32 protein-coding genes are annotated in these 24,759 nt (G+C 64.5%); 16 read left to right on the forward strand and 16 right to left on the reverse strand.

Annotation, left to right across the window (positions count from 1 at the left end; genetic code table 11):
* Positions 1-59: 59 nt before the first annotated feature.
* Together HAP47_RS18345 and HAP47_RS18350 are read right to left on the reverse strand one after the other, a co-directional pair.
* A complete protein-coding gene (locus HAP47_RS18345) occupies positions 60-629 on the reverse strand; it encodes a glutathione peroxidase (protein ID WP_173643230.1) in 570 nt (189 codons plus the stop codon).
* Between the two features lie 83 nt (positions 630-712).
* Positions 713-2,479 (reverse strand): L,D-transpeptidase, encoded by a 1,767-nt coding sequence (locus tag HAP47_RS18350; protein WP_173643644.1) that lies wholly within the window; start codon positions 2,477-2,479, stop codon positions 713-715.
* Between the two features lie 223 nt (positions 2,480-2,702).
* Here HAP47_RS18350 and HAP47_RS18355 point away from each other — a divergent pair, with 223 nt between their 5' ends.
* Positions 2,703-3,263, forward strand: coding sequence for a CreA family protein (locus HAP47_RS18355; protein WP_173643231.1), 561 nt, complete (start codon positions 2,703-2,705; stop codon positions 3,261-3,263).
* A 126-nt stretch (positions 3,264-3,389) separates the two neighbouring features.
* Here the strand turns inward: HAP47_RS18355 and HAP47_RS18360 are convergent, their stop codons facing one another.
* The gene (locus tag HAP47_RS18360; RefSeq protein ID WP_173643232.1) at positions 3,390-3,617 is read right to left on the reverse strand and encodes a hypothetical protein; all 228 of its coding nucleotides are present in this window, start codon (positions 3,615-3,617) and stop codon (positions 3,390-3,392) included.
* Between the two features lie 422 nt (positions 3,618-4,039).
* Here HAP47_RS18360 and HAP47_RS18365 point away from each other — a divergent pair, with 422 nt between their 5' ends.
* Together HAP47_RS18365 and HAP47_RS18370 are read left to right on the forward strand one after the other, a co-directional pair.
* Complete coding sequence (locus HAP47_RS18365) at positions 4,040-4,198, forward strand: hypothetical protein (protein WP_173643233.1); 159 nt, start codon at positions 4,040-4,042, stop codon at positions 4,196-4,198.
* A 39-nt stretch (positions 4,199-4,237) separates the two neighbouring features.
* On the forward strand, positions 4,238-4,645 hold the full coding sequence (locus tag HAP47_RS18370) for a hypothetical protein (protein ID WP_173643234.1): 408 nt from the start codon (positions 4,238-4,240) through the stop codon (positions 4,643-4,645).
* 54 nt (positions 4,646-4,699) lie between these two features.
* Here the strand turns inward: HAP47_RS18370 and HAP47_RS18375 are convergent, their stop codons facing one another.
* From HAP47_RS18375 to pdxR, 3 genes are read right to left on the reverse strand one after another with little or no spacing between them, the layout of a single operon-like run.
* The gene (locus HAP47_RS18375) at positions 4,700-4,942 is read right to left on the reverse strand and encodes a DUF6719 family protein (protein ID WP_173643235.1); all 243 of its coding nucleotides are present in this window, start codon (positions 4,940-4,942) and stop codon (positions 4,700-4,702) included.
* 11 nt (positions 4,943-4,953) lie between these two features.
* A complete protein-coding gene (locus HAP47_RS18380) occupies positions 4,954-5,103 on the reverse strand; it encodes a hypothetical protein (protein WP_173643236.1) in 150 nt (49 codons plus the stop codon).
* A gap of 46 nt (positions 5,104-5,149) precedes the next feature.
* Positions 5,150-6,664, reverse strand: coding sequence for a MocR-like pyridoxine biosynthesis transcription factor PdxR (gene pdxR, locus HAP47_RS18385; protein WP_173643237.1), 1,515 nt, complete (start codon positions 6,662-6,664; stop codon positions 5,150-5,152).
* 106 nt (positions 6,665-6,770) lie between these two features.
* Here pdxR and HAP47_RS18390 point away from each other — a divergent pair, with 106 nt between their 5' ends.
* The gene (locus HAP47_RS18390) at positions 6,771-7,463 is read left to right on the forward strand and encodes a pyridoxamine 5'-phosphate oxidase family protein (RefSeq protein WP_371821817.1); all 693 of its coding nucleotides are present in this window, start codon (positions 6,771-6,773) and stop codon (positions 7,461-7,463) included.
* Positions 7,464-7,517: 54 nt separating this feature from the next.
* The gene (locus tag HAP47_RS18395) at positions 7,518-8,795 is read left to right on the forward strand and encodes an ArgE/DapE family deacylase (protein WP_173643239.1); all 1,278 of its coding nucleotides are present in this window, start codon (positions 7,518-7,520) and stop codon (positions 8,793-8,795) included.
* 106 nt (positions 8,796-8,901) lie between these two features.
* Here the strand turns inward: HAP47_RS18395 and HAP47_RS18400 are convergent, their stop codons facing one another.
* Positions 8,902-9,690, reverse strand: coding sequence for a cobalamin-binding protein (locus HAP47_RS18400; protein WP_173643240.1), 789 nt, complete (start codon positions 9,688-9,690; stop codon positions 8,902-8,904).
* A gap of 149 nt (positions 9,691-9,839) precedes the next feature.
* On the opposite strand from HAP47_RS18400, the gene HAP47_RS18405 reads away from it, so the two are divergent.
* Both HAP47_RS18405 and HAP47_RS18410 read left to right on the forward strand, forming a co-directional pair.
* Positions 9,840-10,238: a PaaI family thioesterase gene (locus HAP47_RS18405; protein WP_092113549.1), complete on the forward strand. Its 399-nt coding sequence runs from the start codon at positions 9,840-9,842 to the stop codon at positions 10,236-10,238.
* Positions 10,239-10,378: 140 nt separating this feature from the next.
* Positions 10,379-11,002 (forward strand): GNAT family N-acetyltransferase, encoded by a 624-nt coding sequence (locus HAP47_RS18410; protein ID WP_173643241.1) that lies wholly within the window; start codon positions 10,379-10,381, stop codon positions 11,000-11,002.
* A gap of 137 nt (positions 11,003-11,139) precedes the next feature.
* Here HAP47_RS18410 and HAP47_RS18415 read toward each other — a convergent pair whose 3' ends face one another.
* The 3 genes from HAP47_RS18415 to HAP47_RS18425 all read right to left on the reverse strand — a co-directional run bounded on the left by HAP47_RS18415 (position 11,140) and on the right by HAP47_RS18425 (position 12,537).
* The gene (locus HAP47_RS18415; protein WP_050401418.1) at positions 11,140-11,448 is read right to left on the reverse strand and encodes a hypothetical protein; all 309 of its coding nucleotides are present in this window, start codon (positions 11,446-11,448) and stop codon (positions 11,140-11,142) included.
* Positions 11,449-11,537: 89 nt separating this feature from the next.
* Positions 11,538-11,837 (reverse strand): putative quinol monooxygenase, encoded by a 300-nt coding sequence (locus tag HAP47_RS18420; protein ID WP_173643242.1) that lies wholly within the window; start codon positions 11,835-11,837, stop codon positions 11,538-11,540.
* Between the two features lie 16 nt (positions 11,838-11,853).
* The gene (locus HAP47_RS18425) at positions 11,854-12,537 is read right to left on the reverse strand and encodes a DUF2161 domain-containing phosphodiesterase (protein ID WP_173643243.1); all 684 of its coding nucleotides are present in this window, start codon (positions 12,535-12,537) and stop codon (positions 11,854-11,856) included.
* Positions 12,538-12,674: 137 nt separating this feature from the next.
* On the opposite strand from HAP47_RS18425, the gene HAP47_RS18430 reads away from it, so the two are divergent.
* Positions 12,675-13,019: a GrlR family regulatory protein gene (locus HAP47_RS18430; protein ID WP_173643244.1), complete on the forward strand. Its 345-nt coding sequence runs from the start codon at positions 12,675-12,677 to the stop codon at positions 13,017-13,019.
* On the opposite strand, the gene fabG is transcribed toward HAP47_RS18430, so the two are convergent.
* Positions 13,016-13,696, reverse strand: a complete 681-nt coding sequence (fabG, locus tag HAP47_RS18435) for a 3-oxoacyl-ACP reductase FabG (RefSeq protein ID WP_173643245.1) — start codon at positions 13,694-13,696, stop codon at positions 13,016-13,018. The genes HAP47_RS18430 and fabG overlap by 4 nt on opposite strands.
* Positions 13,697-13,820: 124 nt before the next feature.
* Between fabG and HAP47_RS18440 the strand changes: the two genes are divergently transcribed.
* Positions 13,821-14,528: an SGNH/GDSL hydrolase family protein gene (locus HAP47_RS18440; RefSeq protein ID WP_231168925.1), complete on the forward strand. Its 708-nt coding sequence runs from the start codon at positions 13,821-13,823 to the stop codon at positions 14,526-14,528.
* A gap of 113 nt (positions 14,529-14,641) precedes the next feature.
* Complete coding sequence (locus HAP47_RS18445; protein WP_038375209.1) at positions 14,642-14,848, forward strand: hypothetical protein; 207 nt, start codon at positions 14,642-14,644, stop codon at positions 14,846-14,848.
* A gap of 99 nt (positions 14,849-14,947) precedes the next feature.
* Here HAP47_RS18445 and HAP47_RS18450 read toward each other — a convergent pair whose 3' ends face one another.
* Positions 14,948-15,691: a tyrosine-protein phosphatase gene (locus HAP47_RS18450; protein ID WP_173643246.1), complete on the reverse strand. Its 744-nt coding sequence runs from the start codon at positions 15,689-15,691 to the stop codon at positions 14,948-14,950.
* 127 nt (positions 15,692-15,818) lie between these two features.
* Between HAP47_RS18450 and HAP47_RS18455 the strand changes: the two genes are divergently transcribed.
* Positions 15,819-16,130: an MliC family protein gene (locus tag HAP47_RS18455; protein WP_173643247.1), complete on the forward strand. Its 312-nt coding sequence runs from the start codon at positions 15,819-15,821 to the stop codon at positions 16,128-16,130.
* Between the two features lie 90 nt (positions 16,131-16,220).
* Here the strand turns inward: HAP47_RS18455 and HAP47_RS18460 are convergent, their stop codons facing one another.
* A complete protein-coding gene (locus tag HAP47_RS18460) occupies positions 16,221-16,421 on the reverse strand; it encodes a DUF2735 domain-containing protein (protein ID WP_173643248.1) in 201 nt (66 codons plus the stop codon).
* A gap of 541 nt (positions 16,422-16,962) precedes the next feature.
* Between HAP47_RS18460 and HAP47_RS18465 the strand changes: the two genes are divergently transcribed.
* From HAP47_RS18465 to HAP47_RS18485, 5 genes are all read left to right on the forward strand, one after another.
* Positions 16,963-17,997 (forward strand): glutamine synthetase beta-grasp domain-containing protein, encoded by a 1,035-nt coding sequence (locus HAP47_RS18465; protein WP_024581543.1) that lies wholly within the window; start codon positions 16,963-16,965, stop codon positions 17,995-17,997.
* A gap of 210 nt (positions 17,998-18,207) precedes the next feature.
* Entirely contained in the window at positions 18,208-18,912 is a 705-nt protein-coding gene (locus HAP47_RS18470; protein ID WP_173643249.1) for a hypothetical protein, read from the forward strand.
* 5 nt (positions 18,913-18,917) lie between these two features.
* Positions 18,918-19,604 (forward strand): substrate-binding domain-containing protein, encoded by a 687-nt coding sequence (locus tag HAP47_RS18475; protein WP_173643250.1) that lies wholly within the window; start codon positions 18,918-18,920, stop codon positions 19,602-19,604.
* Between the two features lie 32 nt (positions 19,605-19,636).
* Positions 19,637-20,455 (forward strand): tetratricopeptide repeat protein, encoded by an 819-nt coding sequence (locus tag HAP47_RS18480; RefSeq protein WP_173643251.1) that lies wholly within the window; start codon positions 19,637-19,639, stop codon positions 20,453-20,455.
* A 154-nt stretch (positions 20,456-20,609) separates the two neighbouring features.
* On the forward strand, positions 20,610-20,759 hold the full coding sequence (locus tag HAP47_RS18485; protein WP_016843021.1) for a hypothetical protein: 150 nt from the start codon (positions 20,610-20,612) through the stop codon (positions 20,757-20,759).
* 10 nt (positions 20,760-20,769) lie between these two features.
* Here HAP47_RS18485 and HAP47_RS18490 read toward each other — a convergent pair whose 3' ends face one another.
* The 3 genes from HAP47_RS18490 to HAP47_RS18500 are packed head-to-tail and all read right to left on the reverse strand — an operon-like array spanning position 20,770 to position 24,694.
* The gene (locus HAP47_RS18490) at positions 20,770-21,387 is read right to left on the reverse strand and encodes an Isoquinoline 1-oxidoreductase subunit (RefSeq protein ID WP_173643252.1); all 618 of its coding nucleotides are present in this window, start codon (positions 21,385-21,387) and stop codon (positions 20,770-20,772) included.
* A gap of 11 nt (positions 21,388-21,398) precedes the next feature.
* The gene (locus HAP47_RS18495) at positions 21,399-21,923 is read right to left on the reverse strand and encodes a (2Fe-2S)-binding protein (RefSeq protein ID WP_092113576.1); all 525 of its coding nucleotides are present in this window, start codon (positions 21,921-21,923) and stop codon (positions 21,399-21,401) included.
* The gene (locus tag HAP47_RS18500) at positions 21,920-24,694 is read right to left on the reverse strand and encodes a xanthine dehydrogenase family protein molybdopterin-binding subunit (protein WP_173643646.1); all 2,775 of its coding nucleotides are present in this window, start codon (positions 24,692-24,694) and stop codon (positions 21,920-21,922) included. The genes HAP47_RS18495 and HAP47_RS18500 overlap by 4 nt, the downstream gene beginning before the upstream one ends.
* Positions 24,695-24,759 lie beyond the last annotated feature (65 nt).

Consider the following 24,759-nt stretch of genomic DNA (forward strand, 5'->3'; position numbering starts at 1 on the left):
AATGAACGTGGCAGGCTCAGACCGAAATCCCAGTTAATTCCGGGGATTACCGCCGCCTTTCAGGCCGCCGCCAGTGCCCGTGCGATCGCGGTCTTGATCCGCGTATCGTCCGGCGTGACCGACTCAGGGAAGACGTCGGCGATATAGCCGTCGCGGCCGATCAGGTATTTGTGGAAATTCCAGCGCGGCACGTCCTTGGGCCGTGCTTCCGCCGCCCAGCGGTAAAACGGATGCGCGTTTGCGCCCTTGACCACGGCTTTCGCCGCGATCGGGAAGGTGACGCCGTATTGATGCTGCGCGGTCTCGGCGATCTCGGTCGGGCCGCCGGGTTCCTGGCCGCCGAAATCATTGGAGGGTACGCCGATGATGACGAAGCCGCGATCGCGGAATTCGTTCCACAATTGCTGCAGGCCGGCATATTGCGGCGTGAAGCCACAGAGCGAGGCCGTGTTCACGATCATCAGCGGATGGCCGGCATAGTCGGCAAGGCGAATGTCGCCGCCGGAGAGTGCCGGAAAGGAGAAGGCGTAGGCCGTGATCCGGCTCATCGCCGGCTGCTCCGCATGCAGCGCACGGGATCCTGCAGCCGCGGCCAACGCCGCCACGATCAGTGTCCTGCGGACGATCATGACGATGTCCCCGAAACAGATGTCACTGGCATCATAATCCACTAGGCAGGCGCAGGCCTTCAAGAAGGCGTTATATGTCGCAATCAGCGCAGTGGCAGGATGAAGTCGGTGCCTTCGCCGGTCTCGCCCTGGTTCACGCCGAGGTCGGAGACGATGATCGATCCGCCGGTGCCGAGCGCTTCGTTGATCCGCGACATCGCATCGGCCGGGATCGTGATGCGGTCGAGCGCCTCGGCCGGGGTGTTGGTCGTCGGCTGCGGCTTGACCTCGGCCGGCGCTGCGGTCGCCAGCTTGCGACGATGCGCGGCGCGCTCCTCGACGTCGATGCGGGCGGCGTTGCGGGTCGGCAGCGTCACCACCGACCAGCGCAGCAGGTTCGCATCGGTCTTGTCGGCTTCCGCGGTGAAAACATGCGTGCCGAGCGGCCGGTCGCTCGCCGCGATCGTCACCGGCGCCTCGAACAGCGGCGCAAAGTTCTGCCGCACATAGAGCTTGGAATCCTTGCGGCTGATGAACACCGCGATCTGTCCGGCGCGCTTCGGCGCGTCGATCTTGGCGACGCCTGGCAGCCGTGCCGAATCCTTGGCCGCGTCCTGCTTGGCATCGGGGATATCAGCGGCGGTTGCGGCCTCGGCGGGTTTGTCCGCCGTCTTGACCGCATTCGCCGCATTGGCGGCGTCCTTGGCCGCGTCAGTCTTCGATGCGTCGGCCTTGGGTGCCTCGGCAACGCCAGGCTTGGCGGCGTCTGGTTTCGGCTCGTCGACTTTGGCTTCGGCCTTCACCGGGTCGCTTGCGGACACCCCGGACTTCGGCGTGTCGGTGCTGCCGGTGGTTTCGCCGACCGTCTTGTCGTCGGTGGCGACGCTGCTGTCTCCAGCGGCGGAGTTGGTCTCGGCCGGCTTGTCGGCCGCGGCAGTCTCGGTCGCCGTCGTCTCGGACTTGTCAGCCGCGATCTTCTCCGCAATGGCGTCGCGCGCGGTCGAGGAGGACGCATCAGACATCGTCGCCGACGCGCTCGCCGCCGGCATTGCGCTGCTGGCGTCGGCGGTGTGGGTGTTGTCGCGCAGCGACGCGGGCGCCGCCGCATGGCCGACGCTGCTGCGCAAATCGAGACTGGATTGCTTGTCCGCACCCTTGTCGCTCTTCACGCCGAGCGGCGCATCCATCTTCAGGACTTCATCGGCAACCGGCTGCTGCGGGATGACCTTCTGCGTCGCCAGCAGCGGATGCGAGAAACTCTCCGGCGAGATCGTGCCCGGCGTGACGAACACGCGGGCGCCCATCCGCGTCCAGTTGTACATCTTGACCGCAAACGACATCGGCATGCGGATGCAGCCATGCGAGGCGGCATAGCCGGGCAGCACACCGGCGTGCATGGCGATGCCCGACCAGGTGATGCGCTGCATGTACGGCATCGGCGCGCCGCTGTAGATGTTGGACTGGTGGTATTTCTGCTTCTGGATGACGCTGAAGACACCCATCGGGGTCGAATGCCCCTTCATGCCCGTCGATACCGGGCTCTCGGCGTAGAGGCCGTTGGCGTCGTAGATGCTGACGCGCTGCTGGTCGATCGAGACCGAGATGATCAGGGGACCCTGCGGCTTGCGGCCGGCCTCCTTCTCGATCGCCGGATTCTTCTTGGCCGTGCTGCGCTTCGGCTTCGGCCGGGGCTGCTGCGGCGGCATCGGCTCGACATCGCCGTAATAGCCGGAGTCACGGTTCCAGTAGAACAGGGCTGCGTCGGCCTGCGAGGAGGCGGCCACGGTGCCGGCCACCGTCAGAATTGCAAACTGCCAGAACCGCCCATTCGCAGAATCAAAAATCGAAATCCGACGTCCGCTTGCGCGCATATTCCGAATCCCAGTCCAAACTATCTGTTGGTTGTCGCAGACGCCGAACGCGTTCACCAGCGCAAGCGATCTAACCCTTCCGTGAGGGGCGATTTTTCGACGAAAGAGTAGCAAAAAAGCCTCACAGGAGGTTAAAGCGCCCGGTTTGATCACCGAACTTTCAGCGCCTTCCTGTGCGGCGTTTGCGCACTACATAGGCGGGATCCACCCCGCGGAGACCTCAATGACATCGAGAAATGTGAGCTTGTGTGACGTGCGATTGTTGTCTCGATGGGGCTACGCGGCGCGGCTGATGTTGCTGGCTTTGGTGCAGGCAGTTCCCGCGGCCGCGGCCGACGAGCCGGACCTGATCTTTCGCCGCTCGACAGTGTTCAAATGGGTGAGCCCCAACGACAAGCTCGCGACCTATGGCGTCGACGACCCCGAGGTCGAGGGCGTCGCCTGTCACTTCACGGTGCCGGAGAAGGGTGGCTTCAAGGGCTGGCTCGGTCTTGCCGAGGAAGTCTCCGATATCTCGCTGGCTTGCCGGCAGATCGGGCCGATCCGCTTCAAGGGCAAGCTCGGCCAGGGCGACGACATGTTCAGCAAGCGGCGGTCGCTGTTCTTCAAGAAGATGCAGATCGTGCGCGGCTGCGACGCCAAGCGCAACGTGCTGGTTTACATGGTGTATTCCGACAAGCTGATCGAGGGGTCGCCGAAGAACTCGACGTCGTCGGTGCCGATCATGCCGTGGGGCGCGGCCGACGCTACCGCCGTGCAGAAGTGCGGCGAGTTCATTCAGTAACGGGAGCATGGGCTTGGCCCGGGTGGCTGACGCGGCGGACAAGCCACCATAATCTGGAAAAGTGCGAAGCGGTTTTCCGAAAGATCATGCGCAAACAAGTAGCTAAAGCGCGATCTTCATCGCGCTTCAGCGCTTGATTTGCCCGAACTGCTTCGCGTTGATGCTGAGGTCTGGCTTGACCTTCGGGTCGCGGCAGCCGACGAGATGGACAAGCTTCTGCTGCGCGCACTCATTGTCGCCCATCACATAAGCGCCTTGTTGCGGCATCGCGGCCGTCATCTGTTGCTGCCGGCCGGATTTGCCGGCCGCGGATTGATTGCCAACACCGATGTTGCCACTGCCCACGACTGACATCCTTCGTTGGATCGGGAATCGTTACAACGTGCCACCGCCGAGATGGTTGCACGGCGCCCAGATGAGTCGGCCAGACCGCCGGCCGGTTCACGCCGCACTTGCTGTATTGCTTCTTGTCTCAGCAGAGGAAAGTTAAGAAAGCGCGGTAGCCCGCTCAATTTGCACACATAATCCGCGGGCAGAGTGCAGCCGCCGGGCGGCCCGGTGCGCGAAATTTTGAACGCGCTCATGGGCGTCGCACTCTCACTGAAAACATTGGTGTTTTCCGGCCAATGTTTCGTGGGCTGCCCGCCCACGAAACAATTCGCCGGCCGACGAAACCATTTTCTGCTTGTTCCGCAGAACTCCCGAAACGGCAGATCGTTATCAATCCGTCAACACAACGGCGCCGGACGCCGACCAGGAATGACGGAGACTGTCAGATGCGGACCATGAGCCTGATCCTCGCATTCGCTTTCGTGATGGCTGGTTCGTCGATGGCTGGTACCCCGGACAATGGTTTGCCCGGCATCGGCACCTTCTCCTACAACGGCTCGCCGGTGGTCACCTCGGCCCCGATGGTGATGGCGCAGGTCAACTGAGCGCGACGCAACAAACAGAACTGCCGGTAAAGGCTACCCATGTTGCTCCGTATCCGTTCCGCCGCGATCCTGGCATCGCTCGCCTTGATGAGCCTTTTGGCAGGTTCCGCGCAGGCCCAATCGCAACTTCCGCTCGACTCGATACAGATTCGGTCGCTGTACCGCGTGCCCGAACCGCGCGACGAGTTCGTGCGCCAGTGCGCGCCGCATATGCTCGGGCGCTGGGCGCATCCCGAGGCCGTCTGCGGTTGCCTGCATGACCATGCTGCCGCGACGGTGGACGATCCAGATCTGCGCCAGGCGCTGCTGCGTGGCATCAGCGAGACCGGCGTGCCGACCATCGAGACCGATTGGGTGCCGCCGTCCAAGCAAAACGAGATTGGCCCGACCTTCACCAAGATCGCCAAGCCGACGCTGCAATGCATGTTCGAGCCGATCTCGAACTAAGCGGCGTGTTACCGATGCAATGATGGACGAGGCGCCTCGCGACAGCGGGGCGCTTTACTTTTTGGCGAGGCGCGGCACGCAGCTTTGGGTCCGCACCACGCCGTTCTGGCTCAGCTTGGCGCCGATCACCTGCTTGATCTGCCCGGCCGGGCAGGAGCCGTCATCGACCAGGACACGCTGACCGACCCGGAGGTCGACGATGTCAGCCTCGCGCATGACGGTCTGTGCGGAGGCGGCATGAATGATCGCGACAAGTGCTGCGGCGCTGACCAGCGCGACCAATCCAATGCGCGGCATCGCAGCCTCCTTCACTTGTTCTGGATCTTGACCCCATCGGGGCCGACATTGATCTGCAATCCTTCGGGCTGCTTCTTTGCCTGATACAGATTGTAGCCGAGCATCCCTGCGATCATGACCAGCGCGCCGATCACGAGATACAGGACGTTGCGATTGGGCATCCGGTATCTCCGTAGGCGGACACTGACTGAACGCGGGCGACCTTAGTCAGGTGGTTGCGATTCTCCTAGAGCGCTGCGGCCTGGCGGATGGCTTGACGGATATCTTGCGCGTCGCGCGCAGCGCAGTCAGCGTTGTCTTCGCCAATTGTTCCGCCGACGCGACGAGTTGCGGAACCGGATGACCGGAAAATCCCAGCACGAAGCCGGGCAGTGGGCGCGCGCGATGATAGGTCTCGGCGAGCAGCCAGCCGCCGACGCCGGCAGCCGCCTTGGCCTGCGCGGCAACCAGCGGATCGGTCGCGGGATCGAGCCGCGCCACGAGATGCAGGCCTTGCGACGGCACGGGAACCGTGAGCTCGCCCTCAGATGCATTCGTGAGTGTCGACGCCAGGACGTCGCGCGCCTCGCGATAGAGCTTGCGCGATTTGCGCAAGTTCGCAGCGAAGGCGCCGGAGTTCAGCATGTCGGCGACCGCGCCTTCCATCAAGGTGCCAGGAAAGCGATCGAGCGCGGCACGCGCCGCCGTCACCGGACCGATCAACGCTTCGGGCAGCGCGCAGTAGCCGATCCGCAATCCCGGAAACAGCGTCTTTGCAAACGTGCCCATGTAGATCACGCGGCGCAGATGATCGATGCCGGCGAGCGACAGTAGCGGCGCGCCGTCATAGCGGAACTCGCTGTCGTAATCGTCTTCGAACACGAAAGCGCCGGCGTCCCTGGCCCAGTCGAGCAGCTCGAGCCGGCGCGGCATCGACATCTGCACGCCGAGCGGAAACTGGTGCGACGGAGTGACATAGGCGGCGCGCGCGGCGGGAGCGGATATGCGTCCCCTGTCGATGCGCATGCCTGAGCCGTCGACCGGCACCGACACCGGGCGATAGCCGCAATGCTCGATCGCGCGCCGCGCGGCCGGATAGCCGGGGTCCTCGCACCAGACCTGGTCGCCAGGCTTGAGGATCGCGCCAAGCACGATGCGCAGCGCATGCAGCGTGCCCGAGGCCAGCATGATCTGGTCGGGATCGCAGCGCAGCCCGCGCGCCGACAGCAGATGGTCTGATATCGCGGCACGCAACTCGCTGCTGCCGCGCGGATCGCCGTAATGCAGATGCTCGGAGCCGAAGGCGCGCAGCCTGCGGCCAGCAAAGGCGCGGAAGCGTTGCAGCGCGCGGTCATCGATATGGGTGCAGCCGAGCGACAGCGCATTGTGCTGCGGCGGCTCGATCTCGATCTTCGCGTGTCGGGGCGCAGTGGCTTGTGCCGGAATGCGCGGCGCGACGAAGGTGCCGGAGCCGGTCGTCGCAACCGCAAAGCCGTCGGCGATCAGCCGCTCATAGGCCGTGGTGACCGCGTTGCGGCGAAACCCGGTCTGTTTGGCCAGCGCGCGCGACGGCGGCAGCGGCTCGCCTGGCTTGACGAGGCCGCCAACGATGGTGTGGCACAGCGCCTGATAGAGCCGCTGCTGCGAGGCCGCTGCCGCCGTCACGTGCGGGCCGGTGAGGTCGAGCGGCAGCTCGGGCTTGCGCGCCGCGGGCTTGCGGGAATTGGTCGGAATTTTTCGCATGGAATTGGCACTATCGCAGACCAAATGGGCCGCTACAACTCTGGACAGATTTCAGATTTCGAAAGGCACTGCCGTGACCGAAGGCGCGTCCACTCCGTCCTACCCCATGTCGTCCCGCAACCGGGTCAAGCGCCGCCATGACCGCGGCTTCTACGACCACGCTACCGTGCACAAGATCCTGGACGCCTCGATGCTGTGCCACGTCTCCTACGTGATCGACGGCCAGCCCTATTGCACGCCGACCTTCTTCTGGCGCAAGGGCACCAAGCTCTATTGGCATGGCTCGAGCGCGAGCCGGATGCTGGAGAACCAGTCGGAAGGGCAGCGCGTGTGCCTGACGGTCGCTCATCTCGACAGCCTGGTGCTGGCGCGTTGCGGCTTCAACCATTCGGCCGACTATCGCGCGGTGATGGCGTTCGGCACCGCCTACCTCGTCACCGATCCCGCCGAGAAGGAGCGAGCGATCGTTGCGATGGTCGACCGCTTCTTCCCCGAACGCACCGCGAGCCTGCGCGCCAGCAACAAGCAGGAGATCAAGGCGACCTCGTTCATCGCGATGGAGATCGAGGAGGCCTCGGCAAAGGTGCGCGCCAAGGGCGTCGCCGATGACGATGAGGATTACGAGTTGCCGATCTATGCGGAGCGCATTCCGGTGCGCACCGTGCTCGGCGCGCCCGAGCCGTGCCCGCGGCTGCTTGACGGCGTAACGCGGCCGACAACGCTCGATGGCTATTCGGAAGGCCGTCTGCTCGAAGATGCATTGCGGGATGCCTATTTTGCGCAATACAAGGAGGGGTGAAATCGGGTTACGGTGCGGCTCCCGCCTTTCTGATTTCCCCGATGGAGCCAAAGCATGACTGCCGAGACGCAACAACGAATCCTTGCTGCCGTTGACGAGGGATTCGATGCGCAGCTTGCGACGACGCAGGCCTTTGTCGCGATCCCCTCGACCCGCGGCGCCGAGGGGCCGTGCCAGGACATGATCGGCGATCTCCTGCGCGCGCGCGGCTATGAGGTCGACGACTGGCACATCAATCTCGACGAGCTGAAGGATTTGCGCGGCTTCGGCCCGATCGAGCATGATTTCTCCAAGGCGCGCACGGTGGTCGGCACCTACCGCCCGGCCACCAATGCCGGCAAATCGCTGATCCTGCAGGGCCACTGCGACGTGGTGCCGACCGGTCCGCTCGAGATGTGGGAGACGCCGCCGTTCTCGCCGGTCATCAAGGACGGCAGGATGTATGGCCGCGGTGCCTGCGACATGAAGTCCGGCACGATTGCGGCGCTCTACGCGCTGGATGCGATCAAGAAGGCCGGCCTCAAGCCGACCGCGCGGATTCACTTCCAGTCCGTGATCGAGGAGGAGAGCACCGGCGTCGGCGCGCTCTCGACCTTGCAGCGCGGCTACCGCGCCGATGCCTGCTTCATCCCGGAGCCGACCAACGGCAAGATGATCCGCTCGCAGGTCGGCGTGATCTGGTTCCGCCTGAAGGTGCGCGGCTTCCCGGTGCATGTGTTCGAGGCCGGCGCAGGCTCGAACGCGATCATGGCGGCGTATCATCTGGTGCATGCGCTGGAGAAGCTCGAGATCGCCTGGAACGAGCGCGCCCAGGCCGACCGCCATTTCAAGGACGTCAATCATCCGATCAACTTCAACCCGGGCATCATCAAGGGCGGTGACTGGGCCTCCAGCGTGCCGGCCTGGTGCGATGTCGACTGCCGCATCGCGGTGCTGCCGGGCTGGTCGATCGCCGAATGCCAGCAGGAGATTCTGGCCTGCGTCTCGGCTGCGGCACGCGATCACCGCTTCCTCTCCAACAATCCGCCGCAGGTGGAATGGTCGGGATTCCTGTCGGAAGGCTACGAACTGGTGAACTCCGAGGCGCCGGAAGCCGCTTTCGCCAGGGCGCATCAGGCGGTCTATGGCGGGGCGGTGGAAGATCGCGCCTTCACCGCGCTGACGGATACGCGCTTCTACGGCCTGAACTACGACATCCCGAGCCTCTGCTTCGGCGCCAGTGGCGCGGCGATGCACGGCTTCAACGAATATGTCGAGCTGGACTCGCTGCGGAAGTCGACCAAGGCCACCGCGCTGTTCATCGCGGAATGGTGCGGGGTGGAGAAGGCGTAGCTGCCCCGCTTGCGTCATTGCGAGCGAAGCGAAGCAGTCCATCTCACCACGTGCGGAGACATGGATTGCTTCGTCGCTTCGCTCCTCGCAATGACGGCGGAGAGATTCACGCGCGCTCCGCCCACAACGCCTTCGAGATCTCATCGAGCCCATCGGTCAACGCAGCGGGGCCGGGCTGCAGGATGATCGGCGACTTGATCTCGACGATGCGGTTGTTGCGCACAGCCGGAATGTCGCTCCAGCCACAGCGCTTGCGGATACGGTCGGGCACGACCTTCTTGCCGCACCAGGAGGCCAGCATCACGTCGGGCATCGCCTCGCGCACGGCGTCGGGCGTGACGATGCGATCCTTGGCGGCCTTGTGCACCCGCAGATGCGGTAGCGCGTCCTCGCCGCCGGCGATCTCGATCAGCTCGGACACCCAGCCGATGCCGCTGATCAGCGGGTCGTCCCATTCCTCGAAATAGACCTTTGGCCGCGGCGCCGGACGCGCCGTTGCCGCGATCGCGTTCAGCCGTTGTTCGAGCCCTTGCGCGAGTTGCCCGGCGCGCTCGGCCGCACCGACCATCGCACCCAAAGTGCGGATCATCGCGAGAATCCCGGCGACGTCGCGCTGGTTGAAGACGTGGACGGCGACGCCGGCACGCACGAGATCGGCGACGATGTCGGCCTGCAGATCGGAGAAGGCGAGCACCAGATCGGGATCGAGTGCCAGGATCTTTGGGATGTCGGCGGAGATGAACGCCGACACACGCGGCTTCTCGCGGCGGACCTGCGGTGGCCGCACCGCATAGCCAGAGACGCCGACGATGCGGTCCTGCTCGCCGAGCAGATACAGCGTCTCGGCCGTCTCATCCGTCAGGCAGACGATCCGGCGGGGAGGGAAGTCACGCATCGAGAACGGTATGCAGACTCGCCAGCGATTGTCACGACGGCCATGAGCGTCATCCGTACCATTACCTCGGAGGTCATTGCCCGGCCCGATGAGCCAATCCATCATGCCGGCACCAATCTCGAAGAAGCCCGCACAAGCAGGGAGTGCCCATGACGCCGCTCGAAAAGATCCAGTCGATGAAGATGCCGTTTGCGGAACTGAAGGGCGTCACCTTCACCGAGGCCGGCCAGGATCGCGTGGTCGCGAAAATGCTGGTGCGGCCGGACCTCTGCACCCTCCGCAACACCATCCACGGCGGCGCGGTGATGGCCTTCGCGGACTCGGTCGGTGCCGCCGCCACCGTGATCAACCTGCCTGAGGACGCCAAGGGCACCACGACGCTGGAGAGCAAGACCAACTTCATCGGCGGGGCGAAGGAGGGGACCACCGTAATCGCAACGGCGACCCCGGTCCATCGGGGCCGGCGGACCCAAGTCTGGCAGACCAGGCTGGAAACCGAGGACGGCAAGCTGGTTGCCGTCGTCACGCAAACGCAGCTGGTATTATGATGAGGCAATGATATGATTTACCAGTCACAGCATTGTTTATTTAAATGAATCTGCGCACTTGAATTATATGGTGCAGCGCACAATATAGCGACTGCTAGGGATTCGACGCCTCCTCGAGGGCTACCAAGAGGAGTTATGAAATGAACTATGATTCCATTCGTCCGACGTCCGCCAAGGGCACCGTGCGGACGTTGAGCCAGCAGGAGGAGCTTCCTCTGCTGCGCGATCACCTGTTGCGACTGGATCGTACCAGCCGCCATGATCGTTTTCATGGCTTCATCGACGACAGTTTCATCCGCCGCTATGCCGAGCGTTGCGTCAACGATGGCACGGTCATCATCGCCTATTTCGAGGATGGCGTGGTCCGCGGCGCGGCCGAGCTGCATCCGCCGGAGCAGTCGCCGGATATACAGCCGGAAATCGCCTTCAGCGTGGAGCGGTCGGTGCGGCGCAGGGGCGTCGGCAGCACGCTGTTCCGCAAGCTGATCGCCGAGGCGCATGCCAAGGGCTACAGCAGCCTGCGCATCACCACCGGCGCGCAGAACGACGCGATGCGTGCGCTCGCCACCAAGTTCGGTGCGCAGCTGAGCTTCCGTCACGGTGAGTCCACCGGCAGCATCGACCTGACCGAACAGAACCAGCCTGAACCGGCGCCGGTCGCTGCGCCAGTTACGCCGGTCGAGGCCGCGCGCGCGATCGTCGACATGAACCGCGCCTATTGGCGAATGGTGATGCAGATGTCCGGCTGGGGCCGGGCCGCCTGAGCCGATAGCGTGTCCAAGCGAAGCGGACACCGGTTCGCGTGAAAGAAACGCGTCCAATAAGAATCTCAGATCAAACCTAAAAAGGGCAATCCGTTCAGCGGATTGCCCTTTTTCTTTGAGTAACCGGATGTTGTATTTCAGGTGCCGGTGCGCTTGGCGGGCGCGAGACGGCGGACCACGCGGCGCTCGACCACGACCGAGCGCTGCGCGCCCTGTTCGCCGGCGATCACGCGGGTTGCCGTGCCGGTGCGGGCGCTGACGCGCGCGGTCTTCTTCACCTCGGCCAGCACCTCTTCATAGGGGAGCCCCATCAGCGACGACGCGATCTCGGCCTGGGCCTCCACGTCATCGGTGATGCCGATGGCGGCGAAGATTGCCTCCTCCAGCGTCGGCGGATCATGCCGCACGCGCCGGGTGCCATACTTGGTATTCCAGTCTCCGCTCATCGCCGCCTCATCTTTGAATCGCGGGAGATACGTAAGGTCCCCAATGTTGCATTGCAATATGAATATGAGATGGCAATCCAGCCATGCAGCTAGAGTTGCTCAATCTTCTGAGCGTCATAAAGTTCGATGGTGGTCGCTGCGGCCGCAAGGGATTGCAGGGAGCGGACGAAATCCCGCGAGGCGGGGACCGCGAAATGCGCCGCCAGCGCGGCGCGGTCGGCCCATTGCTCGAAAAACACCAGCCTGAGCGGATTCTCGCAGTCGATCTGGACCGCATGCGAGATGCAGCCGGGCTCGGTGCGCGAGCGATGGACATGTTCGAGGCTCAGCCGACGCACCTCGTCGAACGAGTCGGAGCGAGCGGTGACGCTGCCGGTGACGACAATCACGATCTCCCCCAGTCCGTTACGGGGCGGCTTCCGCCCCAGACGCATTGATCGGTTGCTGCGGCCAGCGCTTCAGCGCGGCACGGCCTGCATCGGTCAGGACATAGATACCGCGCTCCGCGCGATCGAACCAGCCGTAGACATTATTCTGCAGGATCTTGCCGGCGTCAGGAATCTCGGCGCGGAGGTCGCGCACCCGCCGGGGCCCATCCGACAGCGCACAGGCGCAGGCCAGCGCCTGCTGCCGGTAGGCGGTCATGATCGGCGCGCGCGTCGATCCGCCCATGGCTGGATCGCCCTTGCGCTTCCGGTGCTCGGTGATCAGGCGCGAGCGCTTCTTCGGATTGCGGCGCGGTGCCGCAGTCGGCGGCGGCACCAGCACCTCGACGTCGCCGCGGTCGGTGACGCCGAGCATGCCGAAGCCGAGCCGCCGGCACAGATTGCGATAGCGCGCATCGCTCTCGCGGCCCTTGCCGCGGGCCGACACCTTGGCCGCGATCCACACCTCATCGGCGGCGGCGACGCGATCGACCGCCTGCAGGATCAGTTCGAGATTGAAGGCGAGCTTCAGTTCGCCGATCACGACGACAGGCGGATCACCGCCGCTCAGCGCCACAAGGTCGCAGCCGCCGATCTCGCCCTTCACCGTGAAGCCGAGCTTTTCGAGGAAGCGTTTGACGGGCAGATAAAGCGCGGTTTCCAACAGGCAGGCTCCTGCGGCACCCGGCCGCGACTCAGGTGCCAGCATAGCGCGGAATTGCGCCCACTGAGCCCGATGGAATTTGCCCAAAGCGCGGCCGGGCGGCTATTGTTGGGCCGGGACAAGGCGCGACCATTTTCATGATCCGGAACGGCCTCTATCACATCACCGTCGAATTTCTTGATGGCGTCTCTGGCGGCAACCAGGGCGTCATGGTGCTACGCGACGGCCAGATGCGCGGCGGCGACTCGTTCTTCTTCGCCTATGGCAGCTACACTGCGGCCGACGGCAAGTGGAAGGGCGAGGTCACCAACGAGGAGCATTCGCCGACCTATGGCGAGCGCCCGGTGTGGGAACGCAAGGTGGTCACCATCGGTTTTACCGGCACCTACACCGACGAGACCGCCGAGGGCGACGGCATGGCGCTGGCCGGCAAGCAGAGCATTCGCTTCAGGTCGAAGCTGCGGCTTTTAGTTGCCGACTAAACCCTCCCGTTCACCGGCAGCAGCGCGCCGGTGACGGCGCTTGCGGCGTCGCTGGCGAGGAACAGGATGACGTCGGCGAGTTCCTTCGGCGTCACCCATTTCGAAATGTCGGCCTTCGGCATCGCGCCGCGATTGGCGGCGGTGTCGATGATCGAGGGCAGCACCGCATTGACCGTGACCTTGCCCTTGAGTTCGGCGGCGAGCGACTCGGTGAGGCGGTGCACGCCGGCCTTGGAAGCAGCGTAGGGGCCCATGCCGGACGCCGCCTGCAGGGCGCCGAGCGCCCCGATATTGATGATCCGTCCGGCGCCCGATTTGATGAGGTGCGGAATGGCCGCGCGTGACGTGTTGAAGGCGGTCATCACGTTCATCGCGTACATGCGCTGCCAGGTCGCGGGATCGCCGTCGCTCACCGCCTCGAAGGTGAAGCCGCCGGCGATGTTGATCAGTCCGTCGAGCCGGCCGAAATGCGCCGCCGCCTTGTCGATCGCAGCCGTCGCCTGCGCGGTGTCGGTGAGGTCGACATTCCCGAGCTCGATACGATCGGCCGTCGCGGCAAGCTGCGAGGCCGCATGATCGATGCCGGCAACGCGCGCGCCGCGCGCCAGGGCCTCTTCCGCGACCACCTTGCCAAGCGCGCCAAGCGCGCCTGTGATGACGATGGCTTTTCCGTTCATGGCGGTCTCCGTATCAGCAACAGGTTGCTGCCCACTATGATCAGGCGCATTTCATTTGCAATGCTGCCAATTTCGTCTCCTACTGCGCGCATTCCTCAATTCATTCGCCTCAAGGATGTTTGCGATGTCGACACCAAGACCGTGCGAAACCCATCTCGAACTCGTCAAGTTCAGCTACGGATTGCCGCATCTTGCGCAGGCGCTCAAGCGCGACCGGAAGGTCAAGATCGTTGCCCTCGGATCATCGTCGACCGCGGGAGCCGACAAAATTCTCCCATTTCCACCACGGCTGGAGATCTTATGGCGAAGCCAGAAGCAGTCCTTCGGCCGGATGATCGATATCGTCAACCGAGGGATTGGTGGGCAAGAGGCGCCGGAAGAGTTCTCGCGCATCGAGTCCGATGTCATCGCTGAAGCACCGGTGATGGTGATTTGGCAGGTCGGCACCAACGCCGTGTACAGGAACTACAACTTCGATCAGGTGCAAGCGACATTCGAGGCAGGACTCGATGTGCTCGCCGGCCTGCCGCTGGACGTCGTGGTGATGGATTCGCAATACACCCAGGCAATCATCGGCACGCCAGACGTACTCAAGCTCGCCAACCAGTTCATGCCAATGATCGCCGACGTCTCTGCAAGCAGGAAAGTCAACCTGTTCCGCCGCTTTGCGCTGATGAAGCAATGGGTCGCTGCCGGAATTCCGCTCTCCGAACTGGACGACGGCGCACAGGAGCATCTCCATACGAGCGAGTGGGCGACCGATTGTGTCACGCAGGCGTTGCTCGGTGCGATCAACGATGCGGTGGCACGCAGCGCGAGCACGTCGTCTTGACTACGTAAGACTACGGAGGTGGGCCGGTTCGATAAAATTTGCGGCACTTCTGTAAGTCGTTTTCAGAACCCTTTGCTTAGAAGCGGAACTCCGATCAAGGCAGGGGAATGCGAATGGGAAATCTTCCGGATCACGGTTTACCGCTCGTTCAGCTTAAGGAGCAGCGGCGCGATCTCGTGGTGGCGCTGCAAAACCGCAACGGACCAGTGGGCAGCTGGGAGCTGATGCAGATCGCGGCGATCCAGCAGGCGATCTCGGCGTTCGAGGATGTGATCGCCGATCTCGACGCGGAGCTTGAGCTCGAGGCCGCGGCGGCCTGAGCTTTTTTCAGTTTGGCCGCGTTTTCTTCACGCGAACCGGTGTCCATCCCGCATCACGTGCGGGACAGGCTTCGCTCGAAAACGCGTCGCGTAAATTGATCAGGCCTGCAGATAGCGGCCTTCAAGCGCCTTGCGCTCGGCCTGGCCGAGCCCGAGGCCTTCGCGGAAATAGCCGTCGAGGCCGCCATAGTCGGCATCGATCGCTTCGAACGCCGCCTCCAGAAACGCCGCGCGTACGGTGCCGAGCACCTGCTTGACGTCATCGGGCAGTTCGGTGCTGTGGGCCGGGTCGCGCTTATAGAACTGGTTGGTCAGGAGATAGTCGTCCGCGATCACCTGATCGGACACGCCGAGCGCGTGCAGGATCAGCGCGCAGGCAAAGCCGGTGCGATCTTTGCCTGCGGTGCAGTGGATCACTAGCGGAGCACGGTCCTCGAGCAGATGGGCGAACAGCGTGCGATAGCGCGGCGTGTTGTCCCGCACATAGCCGCGGTAGGAATCCCGCATCACATCGATCGCGTCGGCTTCCAGGAGCTGACGTTTGCTGGCGATCGCTCGCAGCGAAGCAACCACCGTCGGCTCGACGGGGAGTGAATGCACGGTAACGTCGTTCATGCCGCACAGCGCTTCGGCGCGCTCGGCAACGCCGCGGAAGTCGAATGCGCTCTTGACGCCGAGGCCGCGCACCACGGTGACGTCCTGCTCGGTGAGATGGGCAAGATGGTTGGAGCGGAAGATCTGCCGCCAGCGCACCGTCCGACCGTCACGCGTCTGGTAGCCGCCCAGATCGCGAAAATTGCTGGCGCCGGCGAGGTTGAGGTGACGGGCAGGTGCTTCTGACATCGGGCGGGCCTGTTGCAGCTGATGAGGTCTTGGCGCAGGAATCCTGGCGCAGGGAATCCTGCCACAGAAATCCTGGCGCAGGAGTATCGGCGCAGACAGGTCTATAACCGGCCTCTCGGGGGAGAATATGACTTATCGCGGAGGTGCCATTCTCGTCGGCGCAATTCTTTTCGAGATTTTTGGTTCCTCGGCGGCGCCGGCGCAATCCGCCTTCCGCAATTATCACTGTGCCGACGGCACGCAGTTCATTGCCGCGTTCTTCAACGGGGACACCCGCGCGCATCTGCAACTCGACGGCAAGGCGGTGACACTGACGAAGCGTCTGTCGCTGACGGGCACGCGCTACAGAGGCAGCGGTGTCACGCTTGAGATCACCCGGGTCGGACTTGCCAGGCTCCGGCACGCCAAGCGGCCGATGACGGCCTGCGAGCTGGCATGAAAAAAGGGCCGAAACGCTTCGTTTCGACCCTCTCTTACTGCCCTGCTGCTGTCTGACGTTTTTGCGTCACGCCTCTCCGTTGCGTCGGCATCAGTGGTCGCGGCTCGGTTTGGCATCGTCGATGGCCGCCTGATGGTACCAGCTCTCGCTGCAGGCCGAGGTCGCGACCTCAGCGGCCAGCTCGCGCGCCGTCCGCACCTCGCCGTAGCGGCGTCCGCCGAGAGCCGCGCGGCCCCCTGACGGAAATTGATAGATCGTTGCCGATCCCTGATTTTGGCCCGTCGTGATCATGTCAAAGTCTCCTATGGCCGGAGCGAGCCTCCATGGTGCGCCCGACTCATTCGCGTGTCGTTACCGTCATTTTGATATCGGTCCGGGTCCGGTAGGGTGCAAGTTGACCAAGAAACAGTCATTTGCTGTCTAATTCGTGTGCAAATCCCGGTTTGCATCCTGCGAGGCAGGATGCAGCTGACCAACGCTTGGGCCGAGCCGATGGTTGCTCAGCGCCCGATAGTTGGACACGAACTGTCACATGGCGCTGCCGCCGCATTAATCGGCGGCGGACGCCGTAGCTGAATTTGCTGCAGAAACGAGCGGCGGAGGGCGCTGAGAGAAGATTTTGGCTGACCATGACGCATGCCAGCTGCGCTGCTTTGTCGCAGCTAAAAACGCGATCTCCGCTGTGGACATCCGCGAGGCCGGCGGGTGCCGCAGTGCAGCGACTGGCATTTTAATTGCTTAGAAAGAGCCGGCCGATGGTGGCCGGGTACGCGTGCGGCGGCCGACTGGCTTTCGGTTCCTCACGGTTTTGCATCATCAACAGAGAGGTTCAATGACCAAGTACAAGCTGGAGTATATCTGGCTCGACGGATATACGCCGACGCCGAGCCTGCGCGGTAAGACGCAGATCAAGGAATTCGCGTCGTTCCCGACCCTCGAACAGCTCCCGCTGTGGGGCTTTGACGGTTCGTCCACCCAGCAGGCTGAAGGCCACAGCTCTGACTGCGTGCTGAAGCCGGTCGCCTGCTATCCCGACGCCGCGCGCGAGAACGGCGTGCTGGTGATGTGCGAAGTCATGATGCCCGACGGCAAGACACCGCATGTCTCGAACAAGCGCGCCACCGTTCTGGATGACGAAGGCGCCTGGTTCGGCTTCGAGCAGGAATACTTCTTCTACAAGGACGGCCGTCCGCTCGGCTTCCCGGAAGAGGGTTATCCGGCGCCGCAGGGCCCGTACTACACCGGCGTCGGCTACAAGAACGTCGGCAGCGTCGCCCGCAAGATCGTCGAAGAGCATCTCAATCTCTGCCTCGCCGCCGGCATCAACCACGAAGGCATCAACGCCGAAGTGGCGAAGGGCCAGTGGGAATTCCAGATCTTCGGCAAGGGCTCCAAGACCGCCGCTGACCAGATGTGGATGGCCCGCTATCTGATGCTGCGCCTCACCGAGAGCTACGGCATCGATATCGAATTCCATTGCAAGCCGCTCGGCGACACCGACTGGAACGGCTCGGGCATGCACGCCAACTTCTCGACCAAGTACATGCGCGAAGTCGGCGGCAAGGAGTACTTCGAGAGCCTGATGAAGGCCTTCGACAAGAACCTGATGGACCACATCGCCGTCTACGGCCCGGACAACGACAAGCGTCTGACCGGTAAGCACGAGACCGCGCCGTGGAACAAGTTCAGCTATGGCGTGGCTGACCGTGGTGCCTCGATCCGCGTGCCGCACTCCTTCGTCAACAACGGCTACAAGGGCTATCTGGAAGACCGCCGTCCGAACTCGCAAGGCGACCCCTACCAGATCGCTTCGCAGATTCTGAAGACGATCTCCGAGGTGCCGACCGGCGCCAAGGCTGCGGCTTAAATGGCTGCGGCTTAATAGCCGCGACCTAGCAGCTGTCGGACCCGGATGGAGCCATCCGGTACGGCAATCGGGTCCGCCAGGGCGACTGCCTTGGCGGACCTTTGCTTTTTAACGACAGTCTTTGCGGCGGGCTTGCCGCCGAAAGCGGTTTCACTGGGTTATGAACCGCGCTAGACAACGGTCATATCTTGGCTGCCGGGGACACGGCGCTTGTTTGAAGGGTTTTACAAGGTCCGGTTCGAACTGGGCGGCGCCGTCGGCCGCAGCGTGATGTATGTCGGCGGCGGCAAGATGCTCGGCGGCAACTCGGCCTTCGCCCATATCGGCACCTACCAGAAAGCCGGCGACGAGGTCGCGGTCGAGATCCAGACCGTCCGCCACAACCCCGATCCGAACTATCGTGCGATGGCCGGCACCGATGATGCGACGCTGCTCGCCAAGGGTGGGCCGGACGGCGAGTTGTACTGCTTCAAGGGCGAGCTCAAGGAATTGCCCGGCGTGCCGTTCCAGTCGGTGATGACGCCGATCGCCGAGGGCGAAGTGCCGATCGCAGGCGGCGTCGGCGAGGGCGGCATCGTCAACGGGCTCTATTCGATCCACATCCAGCTGCTTGACGGTGTCGACGGCAACCTCACCGGCGTGATGCTGCTGAACAACGGCCGCATCCTCGGTGGCGATGCGTTCTTCTACTATCTCGGCACCTACACCTCCGAGAAAGGCCGCTGGAAGGGGCAGATCCTCAATCAGGAGCACACCTCGGCGATGAGCGAGAACCCGGTCTTCGGCGGCCATGAGGTCGGCATCGGCTTTGCCGGTACCTGCGACGCGGAGGGTGCCGTGCTCGAAGCGACGGCGCTTGCCGGCAAGCGCAGCCTCCGCCTCACGGCCGCGCTCAAGCTGATGCGGCGGGCGTAAGCGGGATGGACAATTCGGTTCGCGTGCTCTCGACACTGGCGCTGAAGGGGGCGGTCGCGCGCCTTGCCGCGGCCTACCAGGCCGCAAGTGGTGTCCGGATCGACGCCGACTTCGCGCCGACGCTGGCGCTGCTCGAGCGCATGCGCGGCGGCGAGCGCGCCGATCTCGTGATCCTGACCCGCGAGGGCATCGACGAGATGACCGGCGAAGGCCGCGTTGCGCGGGAAAGTGCTGTCGATCTCGCGCGCTCCTATGTCGGCGTCGCCGTGAGGGCGGGTGCTGCGCATCCCGACATAGCGAGCGAAGCCGCATTGCGTGCGACGCTGCTCGGCGCGCGGGCGGTGGCCTATTCGCGGCTCGGCGCCAGCGGCATCCAGTTCGCGCGGCTGATCGCGCGTCTCGGCATTGCCGAGGCGATCAACGCCCGTGCGGTGATCATTCCGGTAGGCTTCACTGCGGAGCGGCTCGTCACAGGCGAAGCCGAGCTTGCGATCCAGCAGATCAGCGAGTTGAAGCAGATCGACGGTATCGAGGTCGTCGGGCCAATTCCCTTAGGTTTGCAGACGCCGGCGGTGTTTTCCGCGGGCCGCACGGTCGCTTCAAAGCGCGCAGCGGCCGCCGATCATCTGCTGCGTTACCTGGCGTCGGCCGATGTCGCGCCGGTGCTTCGCGAGACCGGGCTTGAGCCTTGAATTTGCCCGCACCGCGACGCAACCTGCCGGTCATGTTCAGAACACTCCATGCAATCGTCCTTGCCGTGGCGCTGGCCGCGCCTGTGCTGGCCCACGCGCAATCGGCCGACCTCGTGCTGTGCGACCGGCTCGCCGCCGATCCCACCGATCCCGACAAGCCGGCCGACGCGAAGGGCGTGCCCGAAATCGCGTCGGCGGATATCGCGACCGCGATCAAATATTGTGGGGTTGCGGCAAAATCGTCGCGCCGCGCGATGTACGAGCTCGGCCGTGCCTATGCCGCCAACCGGCAAACCGCGGAAGCAATGTCGGCCTGGCGCAAGGCGGCCGACAAGGGCTCGACGTCGGCGATGGTCGAGCTCGGCGTGCTCTACGGCAATGGCACCGGCGTCGCCAGGGACGAAGCGCAGGCGCGCAAACTGTTCGAGCGGGCGGCGCAGGCCGGCAACGCGCGCGGCGTCAGCAATCTCGCCGCCCTCGGCGGCAGCGTGGCGTCCGACCCGGCGCGTGCGCGCGAATTGCTCACCAAGTCGGCCGAGACCAATGCGGAGGCGCAGTACCAGCTCGGCATGATGCTGGCCGAAGGCAGGGGCGGCGCGCAGGACGATGCCGGCGCGCGGGCGTTGTTCGAGAAGGCTGCTGCGCAGAACCATCCCGGCGCGCTGGAGCGGTTGGGCGCCTTCGCGCAAGCCGGCCGCGGCGGTCCGAAGGATAGCGATGCGGCAAAAGCCTATTACGAACGGGCGGCGGCGCTCGGCGATGAGGACGCCAAGAAGGCGCTGGAGCGCGCTCGCTGCCCGTACGTGATCAAGGACAAGCGCGGCAATGCCGTGACCAATCTCTGCTTCTAGAGCGTTTTCGAGCGAAGTGGACACCGGTTCGCGTGAAGAAAACGCGTCAAACAAGAATCTAGAGCTTCGGTTCTGATTCACTCAGAACCGAAGCTCTAGGAACGCTCGCGCTTGCATGTCGTTGATATGCACAAGGCGTTGGCGAGGCGATGTCATGATCCGCAAGCTGCGTTCCGGCGAGTACCGGCTGTATTCCCGCAAGGTCAATCCGAAGACCGGCAAGCGCCGCAATCTCGGTACCTTCAAGTCACGCGCGGCGGCGGAAAAGCACGAGCGCGACGTACAGTACTTCAAGCGCCACTAAGCGTGTGCCGCTAGGGCGCCGGGCAGGCGGCGCCGGTCTTCACCCAGGCCTCGACCAAGGCGCCGGCCTCTGCTTGCGTGCCGGGTGCCGGCGAGCGGCCGAAGCCGGGATGCCAGGCCCAGCCGACCAGCGTGTCCTTGCCGATATGCTCGATCAGATCCTCGACTTTGCGGCCGCCATTGCGCGCGGGATCGCGGATTTGCTCGCAGATCTCGCCGATGGTCTTGCCGGCCCACGCCATCTCGTGCGGCGCGAGATGCCATTCCGGGTGGCCCGGCACGCGCCCGGGATCGAAATTGGCGTGCTGGTGGCAGATCGAGCAGCGCATCGCGCTGGTGCCATGGCCGTCGGCGCCGCGCGTGACCGGTGGCTGGTGCATACGGCTGATGTCGCCCTGCCGCGGGCTGTCGCCGGCGGGATGGCAATTGGTGCAGCGCGGATGGGTGAGCACCTTGCCGAGCTCGGTGAAGATCGCCGCCGAGCGCTGCTCGACATTCTCGATCCCGGCAAAGCTTTCCGGCGAGGCGAGGGCGTGGCTCGCGCTCTCCGACGCCGCGTAGCCGGCACACAGGCTGGTCGCGAGTGCCGTCAGCACTGCAACGATCCGAAACCGCGTTTCCGATGTCATCGCTCGCGGGCTCACTTGTTGGCCGTCAGATAGCGTTTGGCATCGGCGAGGATCACGTCACGCACCGCCTGATGATACTTGATGTAGCCGGTGCAGCGGCACAGATGGCCATCGAGCGCTTCGGCGATGATTGTCTCGAGCTGGTCCCGCGCCACCGGCGTCTTCGCCAGCCGTTCGAGCAGCACCTGGCCCTCGTTGAGGAAGCCGGCTGTGCAATAGCCGCACTGGAACGCGAAGTGGTCGATGAAGGCGCGTTGCAACGCGGAGAGTTCGCCGTCCTTGGCGTGGCCCTCGACGGTACGGATCGCCATGCCGTCGAAATTGGCCGCCGGCACCACGCAGGTCGGGCTGGTGTAGCTGGTGCCGTCGGGGTTATCGATGATGACCGCGCAGCTCAGGCATTGCGCGGCGCCGCAGCCGAACTTGGTACCGGTCATGCCGAGCATTTCCCGAAGGAAATCGTTCATCGAGAGGTCGTCGCGGACCTCGATCGGGCCGTGCTTCCGGCCGTTGATGGTGAGGTTGAGCGTCGTCACGCAAGCGCTCCCTTGAGCAGGCTTGATGTCACCGGCAATGAGCGGAAGCGGTGGCCGGTCGCATCGTTGATGGCGTTGAGCAGCGCCGGCACGACCGGGATCATCACCACCTCGGCCATGCCCTTGGGCGGTTCGTCCGGCGTCAATGGCGGCAGCATCTCGATCTCGAGATCGTGCAGCGGCAGGTCGGAGCCGCGCGCGATCAGGTATTGGCCGAGATTCCACTGCCCGTTGCCGGGCCCGCCTTCGAATGGCGGCAGGGTTTCGAGCAGCGCATAGCCGACGCCCATCGCAAAACCGCCATGCGACTGGCCGAGCACCACCTCGGGCACCAGCGCCTGGCCGCATTCGAACACGCTGTAGGCCTTGGCGATCCGCAGGATGCCGGTCGCGCGTTCGATCTCGACACGGACCAGCGTGCCGCACATCGAGGTGTAGGCGGTGCCGATCCGGTTGTTGTCGGTCGGCGGGAATTTCACGCTGACGCGGTCGATCCGCTCGAACCGGCCGCGGCCGCGGCGGATCGCCAGTGCGTCGATCTCGGCGCGGTATTGCTCGCCGGACAGGGGGAAGCGCGCGCGCGACCAGGCCCAGCGCGAGAAGCTGTGCGCCACCGCGCCGGTGACGAAGCCGCGCGCATACGCGGTCGCGGCAAGCGTTGGCAGCGGCAGCGGCGCGAGATCATCGAGCACGAGCTGGCCGTCGTTCCAGCGCGCTTTGTCCCATTGCCGTACGCGCGGATCGGCCTTGCCGATGCGCCAGAGCTCGAGGGCGGCCGGCCACAGGCCGAAGCGGAAGATGACGCGGGCGGCCTCGGCCGACGAATGCGTGCCGACATGGGCGCCGATCGACGCACTCGTCGCCGAGCTGATGGCGGGGACCCAGCGCGGATTTTTCTCGGCGATATCCTGGGTCTTCTGATCCATCGTGTAGGGATCGCCCGAGGTGATGAGCCCGAGCGCGTCGTAACTGTCGACCCGGGAGACGGCAACCTCGTCGGCGACAGCGCCGAGATGGCCGGCAACGCGGTTGGCAAGCGCGGTGCCGATGCCGTTGCCCATCTCGACGTGATCGCAGAAGATCGCGATCCGTCCCTCGGGATCGATCTCGACCCGGCCGAGCGAGCAATCCGCGCCCGCGCCGTAATCCTTGGTGACGCAGGCGACCCCGGTGCCGACCAGCTGTCCCTCCGATGCCTTCAGCTTGGACGCGGCGCGCTGCTGCCAGATCGGATGCTTCTCGAGCTTGTCGAGGATGTCTGACGTGCGCACCGACACGATGTAGGGATTGCCGGTCATGGTCCGGCCGTTCTGCTTCAGCGCGTTGTTGCGGCGGAACGCGATCGGATCGACCTTGAGCTCGCTCGCCGCCTCGTCGATCAGCACCTCCAGCGCGGTCATGGTCTGTAGCGTGCCGTAGCCGCGCATCGAGCCCGCGGTGACGCCACGCGAATGCAGCGCCACGGTGGTGACGTCGACCTTCGGGATGTCGTAGATGCCGATCGCCGCGGTGGCGGCGACGGTCGCGACGTTGGCGGAGAAGTTGGCGAGCCCGCCGCCGTCGAGCACATGGTCTGCGGCGAATGCCGTGATCTTGCCGCTCTTGCGATCGATGCCGATCCGCGAGCGCATCTTGACCGGGTGGCGTTTGATGCCGCCCTGGAATTGCTGGTAGCGATCGTGCGCCAGCCGCACCGGCCGTCCCGGAAAGAACATCGCCGCCAGCGCCACGTACAGCACGAACGGCGTGTGGTCGCGGCCGCCGAAGCCGCCGCCAACATGGGCAAACTGCGCGTTGATGTGCGAGGGGCGGAAGGGCGGGCGGGCCTTGCCGAGCATGAAGGCGATCGACTCGGTCGCCTCATAGGGCGACTGCACGCCGAGCACCAGTTCGAGATTGCCGCTGTTGTCGCTGTACCAGGCGAGCCCGCTTTCCGGCTCGAGGAACATCGGGTCGACCGACTGGGTTTCGAACTCGCGGTCGAGCACGAGCTGAGACGGATCGTCCTTGCCGAGCTGGGCGCGGATCGCTTCGCCATGGATTGCGGCCTTGGCGTAGTCAGCCTTGGTCTCCTTGGCGAGCGGCAGCCAGACCGGCAGCGCTGCGTTCTGGATGCGGCTCGGCGAGACCCAGCCGGCCTGGATCGGCGAATAGACGTCGGGCGCCTCAGGCGTGGCGCCGGCGACGCGGGTGAAGCGATAGGCGCCGTAGTTCGGCAGGATCACCGGACCGGTTTCGTCGCCGAATTTGACGAAGCCGACATCGCGCAGCGCGAGGCGTGCGCGGTCGAAGGCGTCGAACTGCTCGAAGATCAGCAGCGCGACCGGCTGCCCGAGATAGAGCGGTGTCGTGCCGACCGGGCAGAACAGATCGCCGGTATAGAACTCCGGCACCCGCGTGCCGATCCGGTCGAGATCGGCCGACGTCACGACGACCGAGGGCTTCGCCGGACCATCGAGCCGGGCGAGGTCCATGCCGGCATAGACATGCGTGGCGTCGTTGGCGCGGACCAGGATGGCGTGCGAGGTGGTCGCAGGCCAGCCCGGCATGTCGACGGCGCGAAAGTCGGAGGCGTAGAGCTTTGCGCCGGTGACCTTGGCCACCCCGTCGACCCGGCCGGCGCCCTTGGCCACCGGATTGAAATGGCCGCGCCCGGGAAGCGTCTCGCGGGTCGCGAAGGCCGGTTCCTTCGCAAGCGCGAGATGCGACAGGCTGACCGAGATGCCGCCTGCCGACAACCACTTCACGAAGTCGCGTCGCGAGGGCCGCATGGTCTGATCTCTCATCAACGCTTCGGTGGCGTATCACGCCGCGGTTTATGAATTGGCAAAATACA

It is taken from the genome of Bradyrhizobium sp. 41S5 (genome assembly GCF_011516665.3).
GTDB lineage: Bacteria > Pseudomonadota > Alphaproteobacteria > Rhizobiales > Xanthobacteraceae > Bradyrhizobium > Bradyrhizobium quebecense.